The following is a 19518-nucleotide window of genomic DNA, read 5'->3' as shown; positions in this document are numbered from 1 at the left end:
TTAATCAATCATATTTCTTGTCTTGGAAAACAGATAGTTGGCATAGGCTGTCTTCATCGCTTTATATTTGGGACGGCTAATGGGGACGCTGCTTCCGTCATGCATCAGGAAATTCGAAACCTTGAGCGAGCGGACGTGATCCAGAGACACCACATAGCCCCGGCAGCAGTTCTGGAACCGGAGTCCCGGCAAAGATTCGTCGTATTCCCCAATCTGCTGCAGGAGGGAGAGGAAATATTCCAGTGTCATATAAGGCTTTATGACGCCCGAAGCAGTCTGGATTTCCAGAAAATGCCCGGTGGAGCGCACATACAGGATGTCGTCCGGATTCACGTAGCGGGTTATGCGGTTTTCCTTGACTTCGATGATGTGCCGGCATTTCTTTTGGCCTGTCAGGCGGTTCATGATAGAAAAAAGGCGATCCTTTGAGACAGGCTTTAAGATATAGTCCATGGCCTGCACCGTGTATCCTTCCAGGGCAAAGCTTTCTTCAATTGTAATAAAGATAACAGGGATGGACGAATCAAGGCTCCTGAGACGTCTGGCCGTCTCTATGCCGTTAATGCCATCCATGAGAGTGTCCAAAAACACAGCGTCGAATTTTCCCGGACAGAAGTCGGCAAGAAATTCTTCTCCGCTGAGATATAAATAATAATTCGATTTTTCGTGAATCAATGAAAAGTATTCTGAAAATAATTTTTGCAAAGCGTTCAAATCGTAATCTAAGTCATCTACTAATGCCAAATTCATCTATAAGCCCCCATAAATCGACAACCGGATTAACGTGTTTCCTTAAATTATAGCAAACCTGTACACCTATTGTATCACAATTCAGGCGAAAAAGAATCAGTTCGCGCTAAATGCCTTGAAAGGAAAGAACTGCCACGGTATTATAAAGTGAAAAACTAAGGAGGGCGCGCTATGCAGTCAGTCAGGATACCGGCTTCTATGGAACAGTTATGCAGGGTCATGTCCCTGACAGGACAGCTTTTAGAAGAGGCTGGGTTCGGGGAAGATGACAGGCGTCTGATCGAGATATCCGTGGAGGAGATTTTTACCAATATTGCTTCCTATGCATACAAAGAAGAGGAAGGCATGGTATGGATCCAGTGGGATATCCGGGAAGCGGGGGAGGCGGGGAAGGAAGCCGTGATCCGTTTTCAGGATGAGGGAGTCCCCTATGACCCGTTTGCCAGAAGGGATCCGGATCTGAATCTGCCTTTTGAGGAACGCCCTGTGGGTGGCCTGGGAGTCTATATGGTGAAACAGTTTATGGATACAGCCAGCCATTGTTATGAAGAGGGACACAATGTGACGGTTATCAGAAAAGTTGTAACTGTTCAAACTACATAAACAGTTTTGAAAATGTCCTGCGCGCTGTGACAGGCGAAGGGGGGAAAACGCATGAGGCATACCTATGACACAGAAGCTTTGGAGGCGCAGATCTTCGGCAGCGGCCCCGGCTGGACGGACGTGGAGGAACCGGACACGGAAGAGGCGGACACAGAGGAGCTGGAGGACGCCGGGCTTGCCGGGACGGCCGATCCCGTGATCATGGAAGTCACCCTGGAAGACGGGACGCAGACAGAGTACATAGTAGCAGGCGTTTTCCTGGAAGGGGAGAAGGAATACATTGCCCTGCAGACCCGGGAAGGCGATATCCACATCATGGAGCTTTCGGAAGGGGAGGAAGGAGAGGCGGCGCTTCTCCCGGTTAGAGATAAAGAGGAGCAGGAACGGGCCATCGAGGCGTTTTATTATTATTTTGAGCAGCCACAGGCAGAGAATCCATCAGAAAGAGAGAATGAAGATGACAGAGATCAGGACAGAGAAGAAAATTGACGGCGTGACGGCCCCGAAGCTGGATGCCAGGCTTAAGGAAGCGCTGGCAGGAGGGGAGACAGAGCTGGTGATTGATATGGATGAGACTACCTACATATCCTCCGTGGGGCTGAGAGCGTTTGTTTCGGCCCAGAAAAAGATCAATAAGACAGGCGGTTCCATGGTGCTCACCCATGTAAAACCATGCATCCTGGAAATTTTTGAGGTGACTGGCTTTGCGGGAGTTCTGACCATTGAAAGCTGAAAAGATGCCGTTTGGGCAGAAGCGTGAAAAGATGCCGTTTGAACAGAAGCCGGATCAGATGTCGTTTGAGCAGAAGCTGTGGAAGGGGATGCAGACGCTCATATGGGCAGTCAGGCCGGCGCTCCTGTATCTGTTTCTCCCGCCGCTTTTGATGAGTGTCGGAATGGCCCTCTTTGGCGGGAGAAGCGCCGGCAGGGTGATTGCGGACAGCGGCAATTTCTATTATGCGCTGGGGATTTTACTGACGCTTGGGCTGCTTTATAAGAGGAGCAGGAAAAACGGCGGCTCCCTGTTCGAGGAATCGGGGCTGGAGCTTAAAAGGCCGGATGGAAGGCGCATCGCGCTTTTGGCGGCGACGGGGCTGGGACTGGCGGTTTTCTTTTCGGCGGTGATCACTATTATTCCGTTTCCCGGGGGCCTTAAGGAGTCCTACCGCAGTTCTTCGGATCTCTTAAGCAGTAAAACCGATTTGGCCCTGGCTATGATCAGCACGGTTTTTCTGGCGCCTGTGGCGGAGGAGATCGTGTTCAGGGGATATATGCTGGGGCGTCTTTTGCGCTGGTTTACCGAGAGGCAGGCAATTCTTTTATCAGCCGTGCTGTTTGCTGTCTGCCATGTATCTCCGATTTGGGTGCTCTATGCCTGCCTGATGGGCATTATGCTTGCGTGGGTGTCCATACGGGAGGACAACACTCTCTATTCCATAGCCCTCCATATCGGATTCAACGCGAGCGTGCTGCCTGTAAGCTTTATGAACGGACACCCGGCGTGGGAGAGACTGTTTTTTGGAAGCCGTTTTCGTATCGCCCTCATCGGAGGGGCTGCTCTTGCCATGGCTGTCCGGGCCTTTGAGATATGGAGGAAATCAGATGATTAAGAAAATAGGACTGGGCGTATTGGGATTTTTTCTCGGGACCGTCCTTTTGGGATATGGCGCCAATATCCTTGTGCTTCGCCTTATCCCGTCGCTTCTTGGCATGTATGAGGGGAAGATAGCGGATATTACTCTTTTGTTCCGGGCCGACACGTATCTCTACGGGGCGGTCTTAAGCGCGCTTCTCATTTTGCTTGCCGCGCTGTTTGCAAGGCCCTCGGCCGGCCGCGCAAAGAAGATGATGAAATCCAAAGCGGAAAATTTTGAAAGCAATCTGGAAAATTCCCGTTTTATGACAGATAAGGAGAAGGACGATAATTTTGCGCCTTATAAATTCACGAAGCTTTCCGAGAGCGCAAAGGACGGGATCCCTGTCTACGCGAGTTTTAACAAAAAGCGCCGGGAGCTGGATGTGAATCTGGCCTCTCCCATGCACGGCCTTGTGATCGGCGCTACGGGCAGCGGTAAGACGACCACGTTTATCAATCCTATGATTCAGATTCTGGCCCGGTCAGGGGCAGGGTCCTCCATGATCTGTACGGATCCCAAGGGAGAGCTGTTCCAGCTCCACAGCGGGCTTTTAAAGGAGCGGGGATATAAAGTGATGGTCCTGGATCTCAGGGATCCGTACAGCTCGTTTCGGTGGAATCCCCTCTCGGATCTCTATGACCGCTACCAGATGTATTTAAACACAGGGGAGGGCATTTTCCTGCGTTCTGATTCCGCGCCGGAGAGCGGTCTTACGCTTGTGAACGGGCCGGATCAGTATGGGGAGGAATGGTACGAATATGAGGGAAAGGCATGGGCTGTGCGCCGGGAGCTTCTGGCCCATATCAAGATAGCGAGGCAGAAGATCTTTGATGAGGTATATGAGGATTTAAACGATTTAATCAGCGTCATCTGCCCTGTGGAATCCCAGGACGATCCGGTGTGGGAAAAAGGCGCGCGTTCCTTAATTATGGCCGTTTGCCTGGCTATGCTGGAGGACAGCGAGTATCCGGAGCTGGAGATGACAAAGGAGCGGTTCTGCTTCTACAACATCAACAAGGCCATCGGCAACTCGGACAATGACTATGCAGCCTTAAGGGAATTTTTCCAGGGGCGCTCCCCGGTATCCAAGGCCGTGGGGCTGTCAAAGCAGGTGCTGTCCGCGGCGGAGAGCACCATGGCGAGCTATATGTCCATTGCCTTTGACAAATTGTCCATGTTCAACGACGAGGGGCTCTGTTCCCTTACCTCGGCTACGGATATTGATCCGGTGGGGTTCGCCATGGAGCCCACGGCCCTGTTCCTCAAGATACCGGATGAGAAGGATACAAGGCACGCCCTGGCGGCGGTGTTTATCCTCTGTATCTACAAGGCGCTGATTAAGGTCGCGTCGTCCAGGGAGGATTTAAGCCTTCCCAGAAATGTGTACTTTATCCTTGATGAATTCGGCAATATGCCAAAGATTGATAAATTTGACAAGATGATCACCGTAGGCCGTTCCAGAAAGATCTGGTTCAATATGGTAGTGCAGTCTTATGCCCAGCTTGACAATGTATACGGGGATAAGGTGTCCAACATTATCAAGAGCAACTGCGGCATGAAGATGTTTATCGGTTCCAATGATATTGAGACGTGCGAGGAATTTTCCAAGCTGTGCGGCAACATGACCGTTTCCACGTCCAGCGTTTCCACCTCCATGGGGGATAAGCAGGGCAATATCAATGTCTCCAGCCAGCTTCAGACCCGGCCTCTCATCTATCCGTCGGAGCTTCAGAAGCTGAACAACAAGACGAGCACAGGCAATGCCATTATTGTTACCTTTGGCAATTATCCTCTGAAAACAAAGTTTACCCCCAGCTACAAGTGCCCTCTGTACCAGATGGGGACAATGGATCTGTCTGAGGTGCGGATGAATGCCTTTTTCGGGGATGAGATTTACTATGACTTGGATGAGCGCAATTATATTATGGAGTCCCTTAAGGAACCGGAAGAGGAACCGGAACAGGATGTGCGGGAGGCATGATCATGAGGAGAAGATACAAAGGAGCGATAGCTGCCCTCGTGTGCGGAGCAGGACTTTTCATGGGAAGCATGAAAAGCCCTGGAGAGGTATATGTGGCGGATACGCCCTATGACTGGGAGGATAATGCGGACAGCGAAGAGCGCTATGACCGATCGGAACCCATGGAGGAGGCCGCCAGCGGGCCGGGCGTGGTTCCCGACGCGGAGGATCCGCAGACGGCGCAGGGCCCTCTGGTCACCCAGGTTTCCCTGACGGAACAGTACCATGATGAGTATCAGGTGTATGAGGAATCCATCAATAACCGTTTCTTTTTCTACACCAGCGTATCCAACGGAGGCATCACGGACAAAACCGTGACCATGGATATTCCCCATAATGTATTCTGCACGGTGGAAAAAGACGGGGCGGAGTATAACTACACGCCGGGCCAGTCATTCAGCGAGCACGGAACTTATGTGGTGAAGATCACCGCGGTGGAGGATACTTCCGTTCCGTTTTCGGAGCAGGAGGAGTACCGGGCCCTGTTCCGGTTCCGGATCCAGTCAAAGCCGCCCCAGGAGACGGAAGCGGAAAACGGCCTTCTGACACAGCCCGGAGGGGGCGCGGGCAGCGCCCAGGGCTGGCAGGGAGGCGGGATCTTTCCTGAGGGCAGGGGAGAGCAGGCCGGGGAAAGCCAGCCGGAATCCGGGGAAGGGGAGACAGAAAGCCCGCAGCCGGGAGAAGGGGAGGAAGACGCCCGGGAAACCGCGGGCGGGGAGACGTCCGGCGCTGAGGAAACGGGCGGAGAGGAAGCTTCGGAGGACGGGGAAGAGGAAAACGGCGCTCCGGACGCCGGGGAAGAAGCGTTGTCCGGCTCTTACAGCGAGAGAACCCAGGCGTATGACAGCGCTGCGGGAAGGTATCTGGTAACGTTCCAAAACGGAAGGACGCTCACGTCCAATGTGCCGGAGGGATACATGGGGCCTTCGGCGGTGGAGCTGTCCGTTTCGGAGGGGGAGGCAGAGCTGTACCGCGATGATGAGCCTGTGGAATATACGCGGAATATGAGTATCAGCGAACAGGGATACTACCGTCTCGATGTGGACGGACAGATATGGTCCTTTACCATTGCCTCTGCGGTGAACCGGATGGAATACTACCTGCTCCCGGCGGGCATGGAGGTTACCGGCGTTTCGTTAGACGGGGAAGCGCTGGAGACGCCGGAGGGGCGGTATGTACATATGAAGGACGACGGGCAGTACCGGATCGCCATGGCGGGGAAGGACGGGGATGTCCTGGAGGCGGTTATCAGGAAGGACACAGAGCCGCCGCAGTTTTCAGTGGATGTGAAAGGCGGGACCGCCCATATCCAGTACCTGTCGGAGGATATCGCGCGCACGGTCCTTGAGAAGAACGGGGAGGTCCAGGAGGGATTCTCCGGCTACGCCATAAGCAGCCCGGGAAGTTACCGCCTGTCCGCCGTCGATGAGGCGGGCAACGTTTCCAGCGTAAGCTTTACCCTGAAATACAAGGTGAACAAATACGGGATTGCGGCGGTTGTCCTTGTGATCCTTCTGCTTGCGGGGGGCGCGGTATTTGTGATCCGTATCAAGAAGACGGTGAAGGTCAGATAGGAGGCGGAGCATTTGGAAATCAGCTATCTTGGAATTTCTTTTATAGAATCCATCATGCATATTTTCAGGGTCATTTTTGAGGAAGTGTTTTCTCCTGTTTTGAAGAATATTCTTGAGGTGTTCGTTGAGTACGTCATCTCCGTCATCTGGTCCATGTGGTCCGAATGGCTTTTGGCCCTTTTTACGATCCTGTGCTCGCTGGTGGATTTCCTGGAACAGATTTTTAATGTGTTTGCCGGGGTCAGCCCTGTGAAGGTAGATGGGCAGGAGACGTATCTCCTGGATGCGTTTTTCCAGATGGAGAAGGTGACGGCCGCCTTTGGCTATATAACGGTCATGGCGGTCGCCATCTGTTTTATCTTCACCATCTATAAGACGGCAAAGTCCATCTCCGATATGGCCTTAGAGGATCGGAACCCTGTGAGCAAGGTGCTGGCAAACGGCATGAAGGCGGCGGTGACCTTTATGCTGATCCCCTTTTTATGCATTGCCCTGCTCCAGATCGCCACGCTGGTGACCAAGCAGGCGGTCAGCGCCTTTAACGCGGGGCAGGGAGGAAGCGGCTCCCTGGGGACCGTGGTATTTCTCTCGGCCGGGCTGGACGCGGATAAGGCGACCACCAAGAGGCGGGACGCGGTGAGCGGGCAGTTGGAGGACAACCGGACAGGAAGGAATCCGCATTTTTCCGATACTGTGCGCATTGATTACCTGTCCGGCAAGAAGGATTACCGGGATCTTATACAGGTCAAAAAGGATTTTTACGCGTCCAATTTTAATTTCGTAGAGGGATTTACCAGCGGCGTGCTCATGCTTTTTATACTGGCGGGGGCGGCGATCATTTTTGTCAGGCGGCTGTTTGAAATTCTTCTTCTGTACCTGGTGTCCCCTTTGTTTGTGTCAACCATCCCGCTGGACGACGGGGCTACCTTTGCCAGATGGCGCGACCTTTTTGTGGCAAAATTTTTCTCCGGCTTTGGCGTGATCTTTTCCATGAGGTACTATATGCTGCTGGTTCCCACTATTGCGGGGAGCAATCTGTACCTTTACGGCAAGGATCTGCCGAATTCGGCTATGATCAACAGCGTGCTGAAGATGTTCATGATTCTGGGCGGCGCGTGGGCGGTGTATAAGAGCCAGAATCTGATTCTGCAGATCCTCAACCAGGAGGCGGCCGCGGCGGAACAGCAGTCGGGGGCCCTGATGTCGGGGATGATCATAGGCAGCGTTACCACCGCCGCCAATATGGCCGGCGCGGCGGCCAGCGGAGGCACGACGGCGGCTCTGGGCGGCCTTGGCGGTCTCGGGAGCCTTGGCGGCTCAGGAGGCGCCGGCGGCGGTATGGGCGGCCTCGGCGGCCTGGGGAAGATGGCCAAAGCGGCCGGGGAAATGAGCGAAAACGACGGGCAGAAATATACCGGGAAGAGCTGATAAGGGCCCCGGCGTCTGCTGCAGAACGCGGAAACGGCAGGCGGGCCGGTATAAAGGAGGCGGGAAATTGGAGTATGTATATCTGGGACTGTTCAGGAAAGTGTTCGAGTGGGTTTTAAACAGGATCATAGACCCGGTATACCGTTTTGTATCAGGTCTTCTGGTAACGGTATTTAGCTGGATTTTTAATGAGGTCCTGGCCCCGGTTTTGATGCCGGTTCTGAAGGATGTCCTGAATTTCTTTATTCACCTGTGGCTGGAGATCTACAGTAATCATCTGTACCTGCTGTTTTCCGGCATATTAAAGATTATTGATTATCTCGAAATGGCCTTTGATATCTTTATCGGCCTTAAGGATGTCACATTCATCGATCCGGTCACGGAGGTTAAGGTGGAAGGAACGCTGCTGGAGGTGCTGATGCAACAGAATTCCATCAGCACCGTATTCTGGATGATTACCCTGGGGGCGCTGGGAGTGGCGCTGATCCTGACCATTTACGCGACGGCAAAGTCGGCGTTTGATCTGGATTTTGAGAATAAGCGTCCTGTCTCCAAGGTTCTTACGGCCATGATGAAGACCTTCATCCAGTTTTTTTCAGTGCCGTTCCTGGTGTTTTTTATGTTAAAGCTGTCCGCGGCTATTTTGAAGGGCGTGACGAGCGCGATGAATTTCGGGGCGACTACGTCGCTGGGACGCATTGTCTTTATGATCGCTTCCCTGAATGCGGCGAAGGATGAGACCCTGAACGCGGCCACCCTGTCGGATCCGGAGATCGTGCTCGGCACGAGCGTTGCTGATAAGGCACGCTATCCGTTCTATGCCCTGGAAGCCGGGGAGGGCATAGAGGGCATAACGCTGAAGGATTACGGCAATATAGAGCAGGTGTCGGATGTGTTTCATCTGGCTTCCTTTGATTATCTGATTGGTTTCATCGCGGCTATATTTCTTCTGCTTACCATTGGGATGTGCCTGTTTGTCTTTGTGCAGAGGATTTTTGAGGTGATGCTTCTCTATCTGGTCTCCCCCTATTTTGTCTGCATGATCCCGCTGGACGACGGGGAGAAGTTTGGCCGGTGGCGGGAGATGTTCATCGGGAAATGCTTCAGCGGCTTCGGGTCGGTCGTAGGCATGCGGCTGTTTCTGCTGATCTGCCCCATTGTGATGGGCGGCACCATTAATTTCTGGGCCGGCCAGGACGGGGCCTCTGTCAGCGGGGAAATGAACTATTTGATGAAGCTGTTTTTCCTGGCCGGAGGCGCATGGGCGGTGTATAAGTCCGGTTCCATGATCACGTCCTTACTCAGTTACCAGGCGGGATCGTCGGAGGCAGGTACGGCGGCGGTGGCGGGGGGCATGCTCTTTGGCCACACGATCGGATACGCCATGTCCAAGGGGCGGCAGGCCATACACAGCGGGATCTCAGGAGGCCGGGCCAGGGCGGGCCAGGCAGGCGCAGGCCCCGCGGGAAGCGGGGCGGGCGCGGCCGGAGGAGGCAGGTTTACGGGCTCTAAGGGAGACGGCGCGCAGGGCGTCATGAAGAGGCCGGGAATCGGAAAGCGGTTCAATAATACCCTGGCGGCCGGCTCGGAAGCGGCGGATCATATCCGCAAGCTCGGCGATTCCGTGTTCGGGCCGAACAGGGGCATTAAGACAGCGGCCAGGCAGGCGGTGCGATCCTATGACAGCATCCGCAATATCTCCAGGGCCAGGGCCGGGCTGGAGAAATCCTCGGGCCTTGAGATGAAGATTGACAAGACCGTGGGGGCCTTCCGGAAGGGCATGAGCGCCATGGGCGCGAGCTTTGACGCCACGGAAAAGAGTATGAGGGCAAGCAAGGAAAGCGTGGGCAGGACCTTTAAGACCCTGGCCGGGCCGGGAAGCTTTGCCGATAAGATGGGAAGCATAGGGACAACGGCGAAAAGCATCTACGGGACCTCCAAACAGTTTGTGAAGATCGGTGAGAACTATGAGAAGATGAAGGTGGATATCCATAAGGGGATGCACCACAGGGAGAATCTGGGGGCGTTTAAGCTCACGCTTGATTCCGACAATTCCGTGCTTGCGAGGGAATTCCCCGGCGCGAGGTTCACCGGGAATCCTGCGGACGATCCGGAGAAGCTCAAAATCAATTTCGAGAGCATGGGCCTTACCGGCAGCCTGGAGAGCGCGGGAAGCAGCGGAGGTTCTGAAGGCTATGGCGGGGGCTCTGAGAGCTATGGCGGGGACGACGGCAGCAGTTCGGCAAGCGGCGTCCCGGGAAGCAAAAGTTCGGGAAGCGGCGTCCGGATCGGCGGCATAGCCGGGACGTCCGGCGGACTGAGGGGAAAGACGACTCCGTGGACGGCGGGAAGCGTCCGGCCGTACCAGGTGAGATGTACGGTTCCCGCGGTGCAGAAGGTAACTACCACCTCCGCCGGGACGAAGGTCAATTACACAAGCTTAAGCGTCCGGGGAGTTCAGTTTAGGGGAACGCCGGGAATCGGACAGAGGACCAGGAGGAATTCGATATGAGAATCATACCCAAGAAAACCAAAGTAGCGATGGAGTTTTTCAAGGGCGTGGAAGTTCCCGACGTGTTTGTGGGAATCATCGGAATCACGATTGTCATCTCCGTCGTGTTCTCGAATCTGCCGTTTAGGCTGTATATCGGCGCGGCCGTGGCCGTGTTGTTCGGCGCGAGCGTGGTGCCGGTGGAGGGCGAGAAGGCTTACATGATGCTTTATAATTTACTAAAGTATCTGGCCAGATACCGCGTGTTCCAGAAGGCGCCTGACAAAAAGGGCGTTCCCAGGGTAACGGATATCACCCCGTTCACCGGGATAGACGGGCCCTTCATTGAATATAACGGGGAGTATTACGGGGTGGCTGTGAGCATCCCGGATGTGGAGTTTAAGTTTTATACGCTGCAGCGCCAGAACCAGATGATCGACCAGGTTTTCGGCTCCGTGCTGCGCACCATTTCCGGCACGGAGACCGGCGCTTTGGTGAAGATCGACCGGCCGGTGCTCTACGACACCTATATTGAGACGGAAAAGAGAAAGATCGGGGAGCTGGAGGAGGCGTTTGTCAACGGGCTGTTAAATGAGGATGAGCTGACGACCCGGGTGGGCATCATCTATGACCGGATGGAGCAGATCCAGTATATCAATGAGAGGGAAAAGGTGTATGTGCCCTTTCACTATATGCTGTTTTTCCACAAGGACAAAGAGATGCTGATGAGCCAGGCGGAGAACATGGTGAGAACCATGAACAGCGACGATATGGAGTGCCATATTCTCTCGGAGAAGGAGCTGGCAGTGTTTTTGAAGTATAATTACACCTTAAACTTTGACGAGAGGGAGGCGCGCAGCCTGACAAAGGACCAGTATATGGACTGGATTCTGCCAAAGGAGATCCGCTTTACCAGCCGGACGGTCCAGTATGATGATCTCATCACCCATAACTTCCGGGTCACGGATTATCCCACCATTGTGGGAAATGCCTGGGGCAGCAGCCTGTTTAACAGGCCGGGCACGAGAGTGGTGATGAAGATGAAGATGGTGGACCGCTACAAAGGGATCCGCCAGATCGACCGGGCCATTGACGAACTGAGGGAGCAGGCCAATTCCACGGGCAAGACCAGCCGCCTTATGGAGCTGCAGACCCATGTGGATACCCTGGCGGAGGTGCTTGCCATGCTCCAGAGCGACAATGAGACGCTTCTGGACGTCAATGTGTTCCTGACAGCATATGACTATGAGCTGTCCTGGCAGATGGGCCTTCCGGAAAACGAGAGGAAGAAGGCGTCCGCCTCCACGCTCTCCTTAAAGAAGCAGATTAAGAGGGCCCTGTCGGAGGAAAGCTTCCGCTCCACAGATAACTATGTGCAGCAGTTTGAGGCGTATGCCTCCAGCCAGATCTCAGGGTATGACGTCTACCGGAAGGTGAGCAGGGGAATCCATTCCAGCTCCGTGGCGGCGGCGTTTCCATTTGTCAATAAAAGCCTCAGCGACCCCAACGGGGTATGCATCGGCAACAGCGGCGGGAAGCCGGTATTTATCGATTTTTTTGTGAGGAATAAGGATCGGGTAAACAGCAACATGGTGGTCATCGGCAAGTCGGGAAGCGGTAAATCGTACGCGACCAAGACGATACTGTCGAACCTGGCGGCGGATAACAGCAAGATCTTTATCCTGGACCCGGAGAATGAGTATTTCGGCCTGGCCCAGAACCTGCACGGCAAGATTATCGACGTGGGAAGCGCCACCCAGGGGCGGCTCAACCCCTTCCACATTATTTCCAGCCTTTCGGACGAGGAGGAGAGCGAGGAGGAGTCGGTCAACACCAGCTTCAGCACCCATCTGCAGTTCCTGGAGGAGTTCTACCGCCAGATTCTGCCCGGGATTGAGGCGGACGCCCTGGAGTATTTAAACAACATTACCATGCGTATGTACGAGGCCAAGGGCATAGACAACGAGACGGATTTAAGCGAGCTGGCGCCGGAGGATTATCCGATTTTTGACGATCTCTACGACAAGATCTTAAATGACTACCAGCTTGCCACCGGGGAATACAGCAAGGAAAACTTAAGGGTGCTTTTAAACTACATATCGAAGTTTGCCACAGGGGGAAGAAACGCCCTTTTGTGGAACGGGCCGGCTTCCGTCTCGACCAACGAGAATTTTATCGTGTTTAACTTCCAGTCCCTCCTGGCCAATAAGAACAACACCATTGCCAATGCGCAGATGCTTCTGGTGCTTAAATGGCTGGACAATGAGATTATCAAGAACCGGGATTACAATATCCGCTACGGGGCCCAGAGAAAGGTGATTGTGGTGATCGACGAGGCGCATGTGTTTATTGACAGCAAGTTCCCCATCGCCCTGGACTTTATGTACCAGCTTGCGAAGCGTATCCGCAAGTACAACGGGATGCAGATCATCATCACCCAGAATATCGCGGACTTTGTGGGTACAGAGGAGCTGGCAAGAAAGTCAACGGCCATTATCAACGCCTGCCAGTATTCCTTTATCTTCCCGCTGTCGCCGAATGATATGCATGATCTGTGCAAGCTGTATGAAAAGGCGGGCGCGATCAATGAGAGCGAGCAGGAGGAGATTGTGAATAACGGAAGAGGGCGGGCCTTTGTGGTGACGTCGCCTTCCAGCAGGACCGGGATTAATATTACAGCCAGCCAGGATATGGAGAGGCTGTTTACAGTGTGACATGGGCTGCGGCAGAACAGTGATGAGGCTGCGGGGCGAAAAGGAGCGGGGAATGAAGAGACGGATGAAGACGAATGTGAAGAGGATGCTGGTTTTAACTCTGGCCCTTGCTCTGGCGGCGGCTCCGGCGGCGGGGTGCGCGAAAAAGAGCAGCAATGAAGCGGAGCAGATTAAGGCGTCCGGGGTATTCCGGGTGGCGATTGTGAACACAGGGAGCCGGTATATGTACATGGCCGGAGATACGCCGATGGGAGTGGAGCCGGATCTGGCGAAATATATCGGCGACGCCCTGGGGGCGGAGGTGCAGTATCAGGTGTGCAAAAAGGCCGAGGCCCTCGCGGCGGTGACGGCGGGGGAGGCGGATGTGGCTGTGGGGTGCATCAACCGCTCAGGCAGCTTAAGCACGGAGTACCTGATGTCCGACAGCTACGGAAAGGGATATTTTTACGCGGTGACAAAAGCGGGCGATTATGCCCTGACCATCGGGGCTTTGAAGAATTCGGCCGTGGGAGTGGATCAGGGGCTGGATGAAGATACCAGGTCAAAGCTCTACCAGGCGGAGGAGATCCGGCTGACGGATTACGGCTCCGCGAAGGAAGGCGGGGACGACGTGAAGGAAGGCGTGATCCGCGCCTACATCTGTTATGAGGATCAGGCCAGAATCCTTTTGGAGGATGAAGCGCTCCAGGTGCAGAATATAACCAACCTGGATCCGGAGGAGTTTGTCATCGTGGCAGGCCGGTCTGACACCACGTTAATAAACGGGATCAATACGCTGATACAGCAGTTTCTGGAAAGGGAATAGGGCGATGGCATATTTTGACAGTTCAAAAAACAGGGCCCTGTGGGAGATCCGCCTTGGGGAGCTGAAAAAGGAGCGCGCGGCGAGGGAGGCGGGCGGCGGCGGGAGCGTCCGGGAGGAGGCCCCCAAGGAGATGACAGGAAAGGTCCGGATTCCCATCAGTTATCAGGAGCTTTTGAAGAGGGAGGCCATGGAAAACGGCAGGGAGCGCGCGGCCAAAGACCAGGTAAGGGAGAGAGCCCGTCAGAGACAGAGGGAAAGGCAGCAGGAGAGGCAGGCCCAGGCATGAGCGGGCGGGGGGGACGGCGGGAAGCCGCGCGGTTTTGGCGGTTTTTCTGCGGGAAGAGGGCGGCGTTTTCTTACGTGTTCCTGCTCTGCGTGCTTTTTATGGGAGGCGGGACGGTTTCCCTGGCATCGCAGGCGGGGCTTAAGCCCGGGACAGAGGGCGGCGAAGCCGCGGGGCCTGACGGCCTGGATTCCGGCGGTTTTGATGAAATGGATGCGGGAGATGAGGACGGGGAGGATTTTGACCTGTCCGCCTATGAAGGCGACGTGACGGAGGAGGAGCTTGATCAGGCCCTGGAGGAGTATATCCGGCAGATGGACCTGGATGCCCTGATTCAAAGCGGCGAGGCGGCGGGAAAGGTGGAGGATCCGCCTCTCACGATGGAGTGGGAGGACGGCGCTTTTAAGTACACCCTGCCCAACGGGAATTTCTTCCTCAGCTCCGTACCCAACGGCATGATCACCGCGGAGCGGGTGGAGCTGAAGCTGCCGGAGGGCGCCATAGGGCTGGCGCGCTTTAATGATGAGTCGGAGAAATTCGTCAATTCCCGGTATTTTGCGGAGAAGGGAAGCTACAGCATGCGGCTCCTCATGTTTCAGCAGCCGGGAGACATGGCGACGGATTATAACCTGTATGAGGTTCATTTCTGTTTTACGATCATCGGGAAACAGGAGAAGGCCCTGGGAGCGTTCCCGGCCCCCCAGGGATTTGATATAAAGGAAGTAAGGAGAAACGGGACGCCGGTAAAGCCTGACAGTGAGAGATGCTTTTTCCTCGGAGAGGACGGCTATTACGAGATCCGCTGCGAGTCAGAGGCCGGGGAAGGGCTTTTTGTGGAAACCGGGTTTTTTAAGGATACCACGGCGCCGTTTCTGTCCTTTTCAGAGGAGAGGGAGCCTGGCGGAATCACGGGGCCGGTGGAATTCTATCCCTCGGAGGAGGGCTGCCGGATTTATATGGATTATAACGGAAACCGGGGATACGCGGTCGGCAATGTCCTGACAGCGGCCGGGAATTATGAGCTGTCCGTGGAGGATGCGGCGGGCAACCGGAGAGCGTACCGCCTGCGGATCCGGCAGACGTATGATCTGATGGACGGGAGATTGCTTCTCCTCATCCTGATTATGCTCGCCATAATAGGGATCCGGCTTGCGGCGGCCAGGCGGGACATGAGAGTCCTGTAGGAAACGGTTTGTTATCATTCCTTTATCAGAAGGACAGGGGAATGATTGCAATTATATAACAAAAATAAGGAGGAATGGAAATGTATCTTTTGTTGACAGCAAACCCATTTGACACGGTCAGCAAGCCGATTATCAGCCTTCTGGAGATGGCTCTGACGCCGGCTCTGGGAATCGTGGGAGCGCTTGGGGCGATCTACTGCATCATTCTGGGCGCGAAGCTCGCCAAGGCGGAGGAGCCGCAGGACAGAGAAAAGGCGAAAAACAGCCTGAAAAACGCAATCATAGGATTTGTGCTGATTTTTGTGCTCATCGTAGTGCTGAAGCTGGGCATGACGGCGATGAGGACCTGGATGGAAGGAGCGACCAAGGCTACGGCCGCGGCCATGGATCTCTACTGGATGTAGGGCATGCGCCGCTCCCGGAGCGTGTTTTAAAACACAATGTACTCCCGGAATCCCGCGGGGGCTGATTTTGCGAGATGAGTATTTGTCAGATGCGCACAGATTTATGAGGCGTACGTTGACTGAATTTGGGCGCGTCTGGCGGAAAATCAGCCGCAAAGAGACTCCGGGAGTACATCACATGAAAAAGGAGGTGCGGATTGTGAAAAGGATATTAACAGCGGGCTTTTGCTGCATGGCGGTTACTGTGTTTTTCACAGGCTGCAGCTCCCTTATGGGTTCCATGGAGGTGGACGTTGACGCGATTCAGTCGTCGGCTGCCTCGGAGGTCATGACCAATGAGAGCGGGGAAAACCGCCTGGGGATCACGGATGAGAAGAAGAAGACGCCGGATTATTTCGAGACAAACATGACCGAGAAGTTTAAGGATCTGAAGGGGAAGGCAGCGTTTCGGATAAAGGACGGACATTCCGCGAAGCCGGAGGATATTGAGAGCTTTCAGATCGCGGATCTGAGGGACGGCGATACCTTTGTCTACGGGTATACGACGCTTGTGGCAGAAGGGGACGACGCGGGAAAGCCCGTGCACTGCGGCGCGTTTTATAATTATCAGACCGAAGAGCTCCATGTGTTCCATGAGAAGATATTCAGCCGGGACGAGGAGGATGAGGAATCGTTCTTTCTTCAGCTCTGTGATTCCACGGGGGATATTTTCGTCTATGACAACGGCCACGCCTGGCTCTATGACAGCGCCGGGACGAGGGAGAAATTCCATGCGGATGTGGAAGGATTCGTGCGGAAGCAGTTTCAGGATGTGTTTTCCGTGTCTGTGGATCATGCGGTGACGGACGGGCAGAACAGGATCTATCTGGAGGTTTCCATAGAAAAGGAGGCCGTGGAGGTTCCGGAAGGGGATGAGGTCAGCATCCATCAGGAGACAATCGATAAGGAGCAGATTGCCGAGGAGTCGGAAGACTTAGACGGGGAAGTGGAGGGAAAGGTGGAGTCCCGGATTCTCGTCTATGAATTCCGGTGGATCAATTCCGGCATGGATCAGGTGAATGAGGCGTTTGAGGATCAGAAAAAGGCATGGATTTCCATGACGGAGGGAAAGGAATTTACAGAAGAGCCGGATCCATATGAAGACTGGGAAAAGGCGGTTGCGGCGCACCCTGACTGGTGGGGCGCGGCATATTTAGGGGGGATGGGCGATATCAGGGTATATCAGTGGAAGGAGGAGCCGGACTTTCAGAAGGAGGATGGGATTACCGATTTCCTGTCAACGCCCGGCTCGTATGTGAATTTCCGGGACGTGAAGGAGGACTGGATACTGGAAGGGCTGTTTATTCCCCTGGAGAATAAGTACAGCGAGCTGTTTGGGAAGACAGAAACGTTCCGCTACTATAATCCCCAGACCATAGAGAGGGAGTATACCATCGTGTGGGAGGAGACGGTGACAAACGGCGATGAAACCTCGGTCGTCGAACACAGTGAGACGCGCACCCAGACGCTGGGAAAGATCAACAATAAACGGTATGCGCCTTTGCAGAACGCTTATGTGGAATCCTACTGGGCCATGGACCCCAAAAAGGCGGTTTCTCTGGGAAAATGCGTGGGCGGCGAGATCCAGTGTACCGGGGAGGACGAAAAAGTGCGCTGGATTCAGCCGGGGGGAGATTTAAAGGATACCCCCTATAAGGTGACGGAGAACATCCAGGCAGGGGCGTTTACGGATGAGGGAAATGTCTATTATGTGGAGTTCGGCCTGGATTTTATGGCCGTGAGGCTGGATGAGAGCCATGGCGGCGATGGGGACGCGCCGGATGAGGCGCATGGCGGCGATGGGGACGCCAGGCCGGAGGTGATCCCATACAGGGAGCTGGCCGGGGCGTATGAGCAGGGGGATTCGGCGCATGACGCCATTCTGCAAAAGAAGCTTGAGGAGGATCTGCCGGAGGTGGACAGTGTGTATGGCAGCGACTACTATACAGACGATCAGGTGCTGCATGCCCGGCTGAATCTCAATACGGCGCTGGCTGTGGAGCTTGCGGCCAAAGGGGGCGGGGGCGTCTGCGAGCTGGTACAGGGAGGCAGCGAGAAGGGATATCTCCTCACCTCCCAGGAAAAGGGCCTGGTGTACTATGCCCCGGCTTCGGGGCGGAGCGCGGTTCTGGAGGGCGGCTCATGGTTCAGAAGCTGGAAAAACGGGGAGAACTGGATCTCCGTGGGCTTCCTGAAAGGCGACGCTTCCTACAGCGGCAGCGATTTGGCCTTTGCCAGGGTGTATGAGTATAATCTGTCAGAGCTGTGCAATGATGGGATGAAAACAGCCCTGGAGAATATAAAGAAGGCGGAGGAGGAAGCGGCCATCCGGGAGGCGGAGGAAGCTTCCAGGGCGGAGGAGACGCGCGGACAGGAGGTAGAGGAACAGGAGACGGTGCAGGATCCGCTGGATCGGTGGAATGAGGAGTTTAAGGAGAAGTATGAGGCGACGTATCCGGCGGAGTGAGGATGCGCGGGCAGATGGAAAACAATATTTAAGTAACAGGCAGGAAGCTTAAACTGCTATAAACACCCGAAAGGAGGAGCTATGGATTTATTTGGAAAGCAGCATGCGGGGAACCTGCGCGGAAGAACCTGGGTTATGGAGGAGTTTGAAAGTTACTTCGGACAGGAGGCGAAAAGCAGGGGAAATTCGGCGCAGTTTGAGGAGGTGGCGCAGGCCCTCGCGGAATTAAACCGTGTAAAGGAGGGCCCGGACACGAAAGAAAACCATCAGGCCCGGCTGGACGCGGGCGACCGGCTGATGAGGGCCTGCCAGGCGTATTCCGACAGCCATAAGGACGCAAAGTCACCGAAGGGACGGGAGAGGCTGGCCGTGATCGACAAACTGTCGGAGTTCCAGCTAAACCAGAGTCTGCGGGATGCCGAAGCGGTGAGGGATCGGGAGTGGGATCTGGAGACGCTGGGGAATTATTTCCGGGATCACGAGGAGCTAAAGGCGTCTTCGCCGGAGTTCCAGGCGGCGGCCCGGGCCTTTGAGGAGTTTGCGGGACACCGGGATGAGGTGATCACCCCGGAGAGCGCCATGGCTATGATAAAGTCCAGCGACAAGCTGAAAAAAGCCTGCCAGGCGTTTTCCGACAGCCAGAAGGGGACCATGCTGGCGTCGGGGCTGGAGCATCAAGGGTTTATCGACGGGCTTTCCAGGTTCCATGAGGATCTGAATCTCGACCAGGCCAGGGACCGGAGGATTCTCCGCGATTATGAGGGGAAGACCTGGGGGGAGGCCGGGAAGTTTAAGATGGCCGAGATGGTCCTGGACGGAAGAAAACTGGATATGGTAGGGGCTAATGTAAACCAGCGGTTTAAAGTGGACTATGAGGGAAAGAAAGGATTCTTTACGGAGCGGCTGGAGATGAAGAGCCAGGAAGGATATGTGAGGGATCTCATCGAGGAGGTTGACAGGACGCAGGATCCGGGGCTTTACCGGACTTTGAAGGAGCATGAAAACGATCTGAATGAACGGATCACCCTCATTGGGGGTATGGAGAGCGGGGAATCAAATCTGGAAGCAAACCGCGTAGCCTGCTGCATGGGAGAACACTGGAACCAGATGGAGGCGGGG

At 54.8% G+C, this 19518-nt stretch carries 16 protein-coding genes; 15 read left to right on the top strand and 1 reads right to left on the bottom strand.

Translation table 11 applies throughout. The features are described from left to right. Positions 1 to 750, bottom strand: coding sequence for a LytR/AlgR family response regulator transcription factor (locus NFS31_RS05660; RefSeq protein ID WP_160226861.1), 750 nt, complete (start codon positions 748 to 750; stop codon positions 1 to 3). A gap of 171 nt (positions 751 to 921) precedes the next feature. Between NFS31_RS05660 and NFS31_RS05655 the strand changes: the two genes are divergently transcribed. The 15 genes from NFS31_RS05655 to NFS31_RS05585 form a co-directional block, all read left to right on the top strand. Next, positions 922 to 1353 (top strand): ATP-binding protein, encoded by a 432-nt coding sequence (locus NFS31_RS05655; RefSeq protein WP_160226859.1) that lies wholly within the window; start codon positions 922 to 924, stop codon positions 1351 to 1353. 51 nt (positions 1354 to 1404) lie between these two features. After that, positions 1405 to 1842, top strand: coding sequence for a DUF1292 domain-containing protein (locus tag NFS31_RS05650; protein ID WP_160304214.1), 438 nt, complete (start codon positions 1405 to 1407; stop codon positions 1840 to 1842). Next, entirely contained in the window at positions 1811 to 2086 is a 276-nt protein-coding gene (locus tag NFS31_RS05645) for an STAS domain-containing protein (RefSeq protein WP_251492481.1), read from the top strand. The genes NFS31_RS05650 and NFS31_RS05645 overlap by 32 nt, the downstream gene beginning before the upstream one ends. After that, on the top strand, positions 2076 to 2963 hold the full coding sequence (locus NFS31_RS05640; protein WP_160226853.1) for a CPBP family intramembrane glutamic endopeptidase: 888 nt from the start codon (positions 2076 to 2078) through the stop codon (positions 2961 to 2963). Before NFS31_RS05645 ends, NFS31_RS05640 begins: the two co-directional genes overlap by 11 nt. Further along, complete coding sequence (locus tag NFS31_RS05635) at positions 2956 to 4971, top strand: type IV secretory system conjugative DNA transfer family protein (protein ID WP_160226851.1); 2016 nt, start codon at positions 2956 to 2958, stop codon at positions 4969 to 4971. Before NFS31_RS05640 ends, NFS31_RS05635 begins: the two co-directional genes overlap by 8 nt. A 2-nt stretch (positions 4972 to 4973) precedes the next feature. After that, positions 4974 to 6584, top strand: a complete 1611-nt coding sequence (locus NFS31_RS05630) for a hypothetical protein (protein WP_160226849.1) — start codon at positions 4974 to 4976, stop codon at positions 6582 to 6584. 12 nt (positions 6585 to 6596) lie between these two features. Then, positions 6597 to 8012: an Mbov_0396 family ICE element transmembrane protein gene (locus tag NFS31_RS05625; RefSeq protein WP_251492479.1), complete on the top strand. Its 1416-nt coding sequence runs from the start codon at positions 6597 to 6599 to the stop codon at positions 8010 to 8012. 67 nt (positions 8013 to 8079) lie between these two features. Further along, a complete protein-coding gene (locus NFS31_RS05620; RefSeq protein ID WP_251492478.1) occupies positions 8080 to 10524 on the top strand; it encodes an Mbov_0396 family ICE element transmembrane protein in 2445 nt (814 codons plus the stop codon). Then, positions 10521 to 13217, top strand: a complete 2697-nt coding sequence (locus NFS31_RS05615) for a VirB4 family type IV secretion system protein (protein ID WP_251492476.1) — start codon at positions 10521 to 10523, stop codon at positions 13215 to 13217. The genes NFS31_RS05620 and NFS31_RS05615 overlap by 4 nt, the downstream gene beginning before the upstream one ends. Before the next feature lie 52 nt (positions 13218 to 13269). Further along, positions 13270 to 14022, top strand: coding sequence for a substrate-binding periplasmic protein (locus NFS31_RS05610; protein WP_160226844.1), 753 nt, complete (start codon positions 13270 to 13272; stop codon positions 14020 to 14022). 4 nt (positions 14023 to 14026) lie between these two features. After that, positions 14027 to 14308: a hypothetical protein gene (locus tag NFS31_RS05605; protein ID WP_160226842.1), complete on the top strand. Its 282-nt coding sequence runs from the start codon at positions 14027 to 14029 to the stop codon at positions 14306 to 14308. Then, complete coding sequence (locus NFS31_RS05600; RefSeq protein ID WP_160304209.1) at positions 14305 to 15489, top strand: hypothetical protein; 1185 nt, start codon at positions 14305 to 14307, stop codon at positions 15487 to 15489. Before NFS31_RS05605 ends, NFS31_RS05600 begins: the two co-directional genes overlap by 4 nt. 80 nt (positions 15490 to 15569) lie before the next feature. Continuing rightward, positions 15570 to 15893 (top strand): Mbov_0395 family pilin-like conjugal transfer protein, encoded by a 324-nt coding sequence (locus tag NFS31_RS05595; RefSeq protein ID WP_251492474.1) that lies wholly within the window; start codon positions 15570 to 15572, stop codon positions 15891 to 15893. A gap of 199 nt (positions 15894 to 16092) precedes the next feature. Further along, entirely contained in the window at positions 16093 to 18399 is a 2307-nt protein-coding gene (locus NFS31_RS05590) for a hypothetical protein (protein WP_160226836.1), read from the top strand. Between the two features lie 81 nt (positions 18400 to 18480). Continuing rightward, the coding region (locus NFS31_RS05585; protein WP_251492472.1) for a hypothetical protein at positions 18481 to 19518 on the top strand (1038 nt) is incomplete at its 3' end.

The organism is Otoolea muris (assembly GCF_943193115.1).
GTDB lineage: Bacteria > Bacillota > Clostridia > Lachnospirales > Lachnospiraceae > Otoolea > Otoolea muris.
This window is presented reverse-complemented; position numbering and strand designations above follow the sequence as displayed.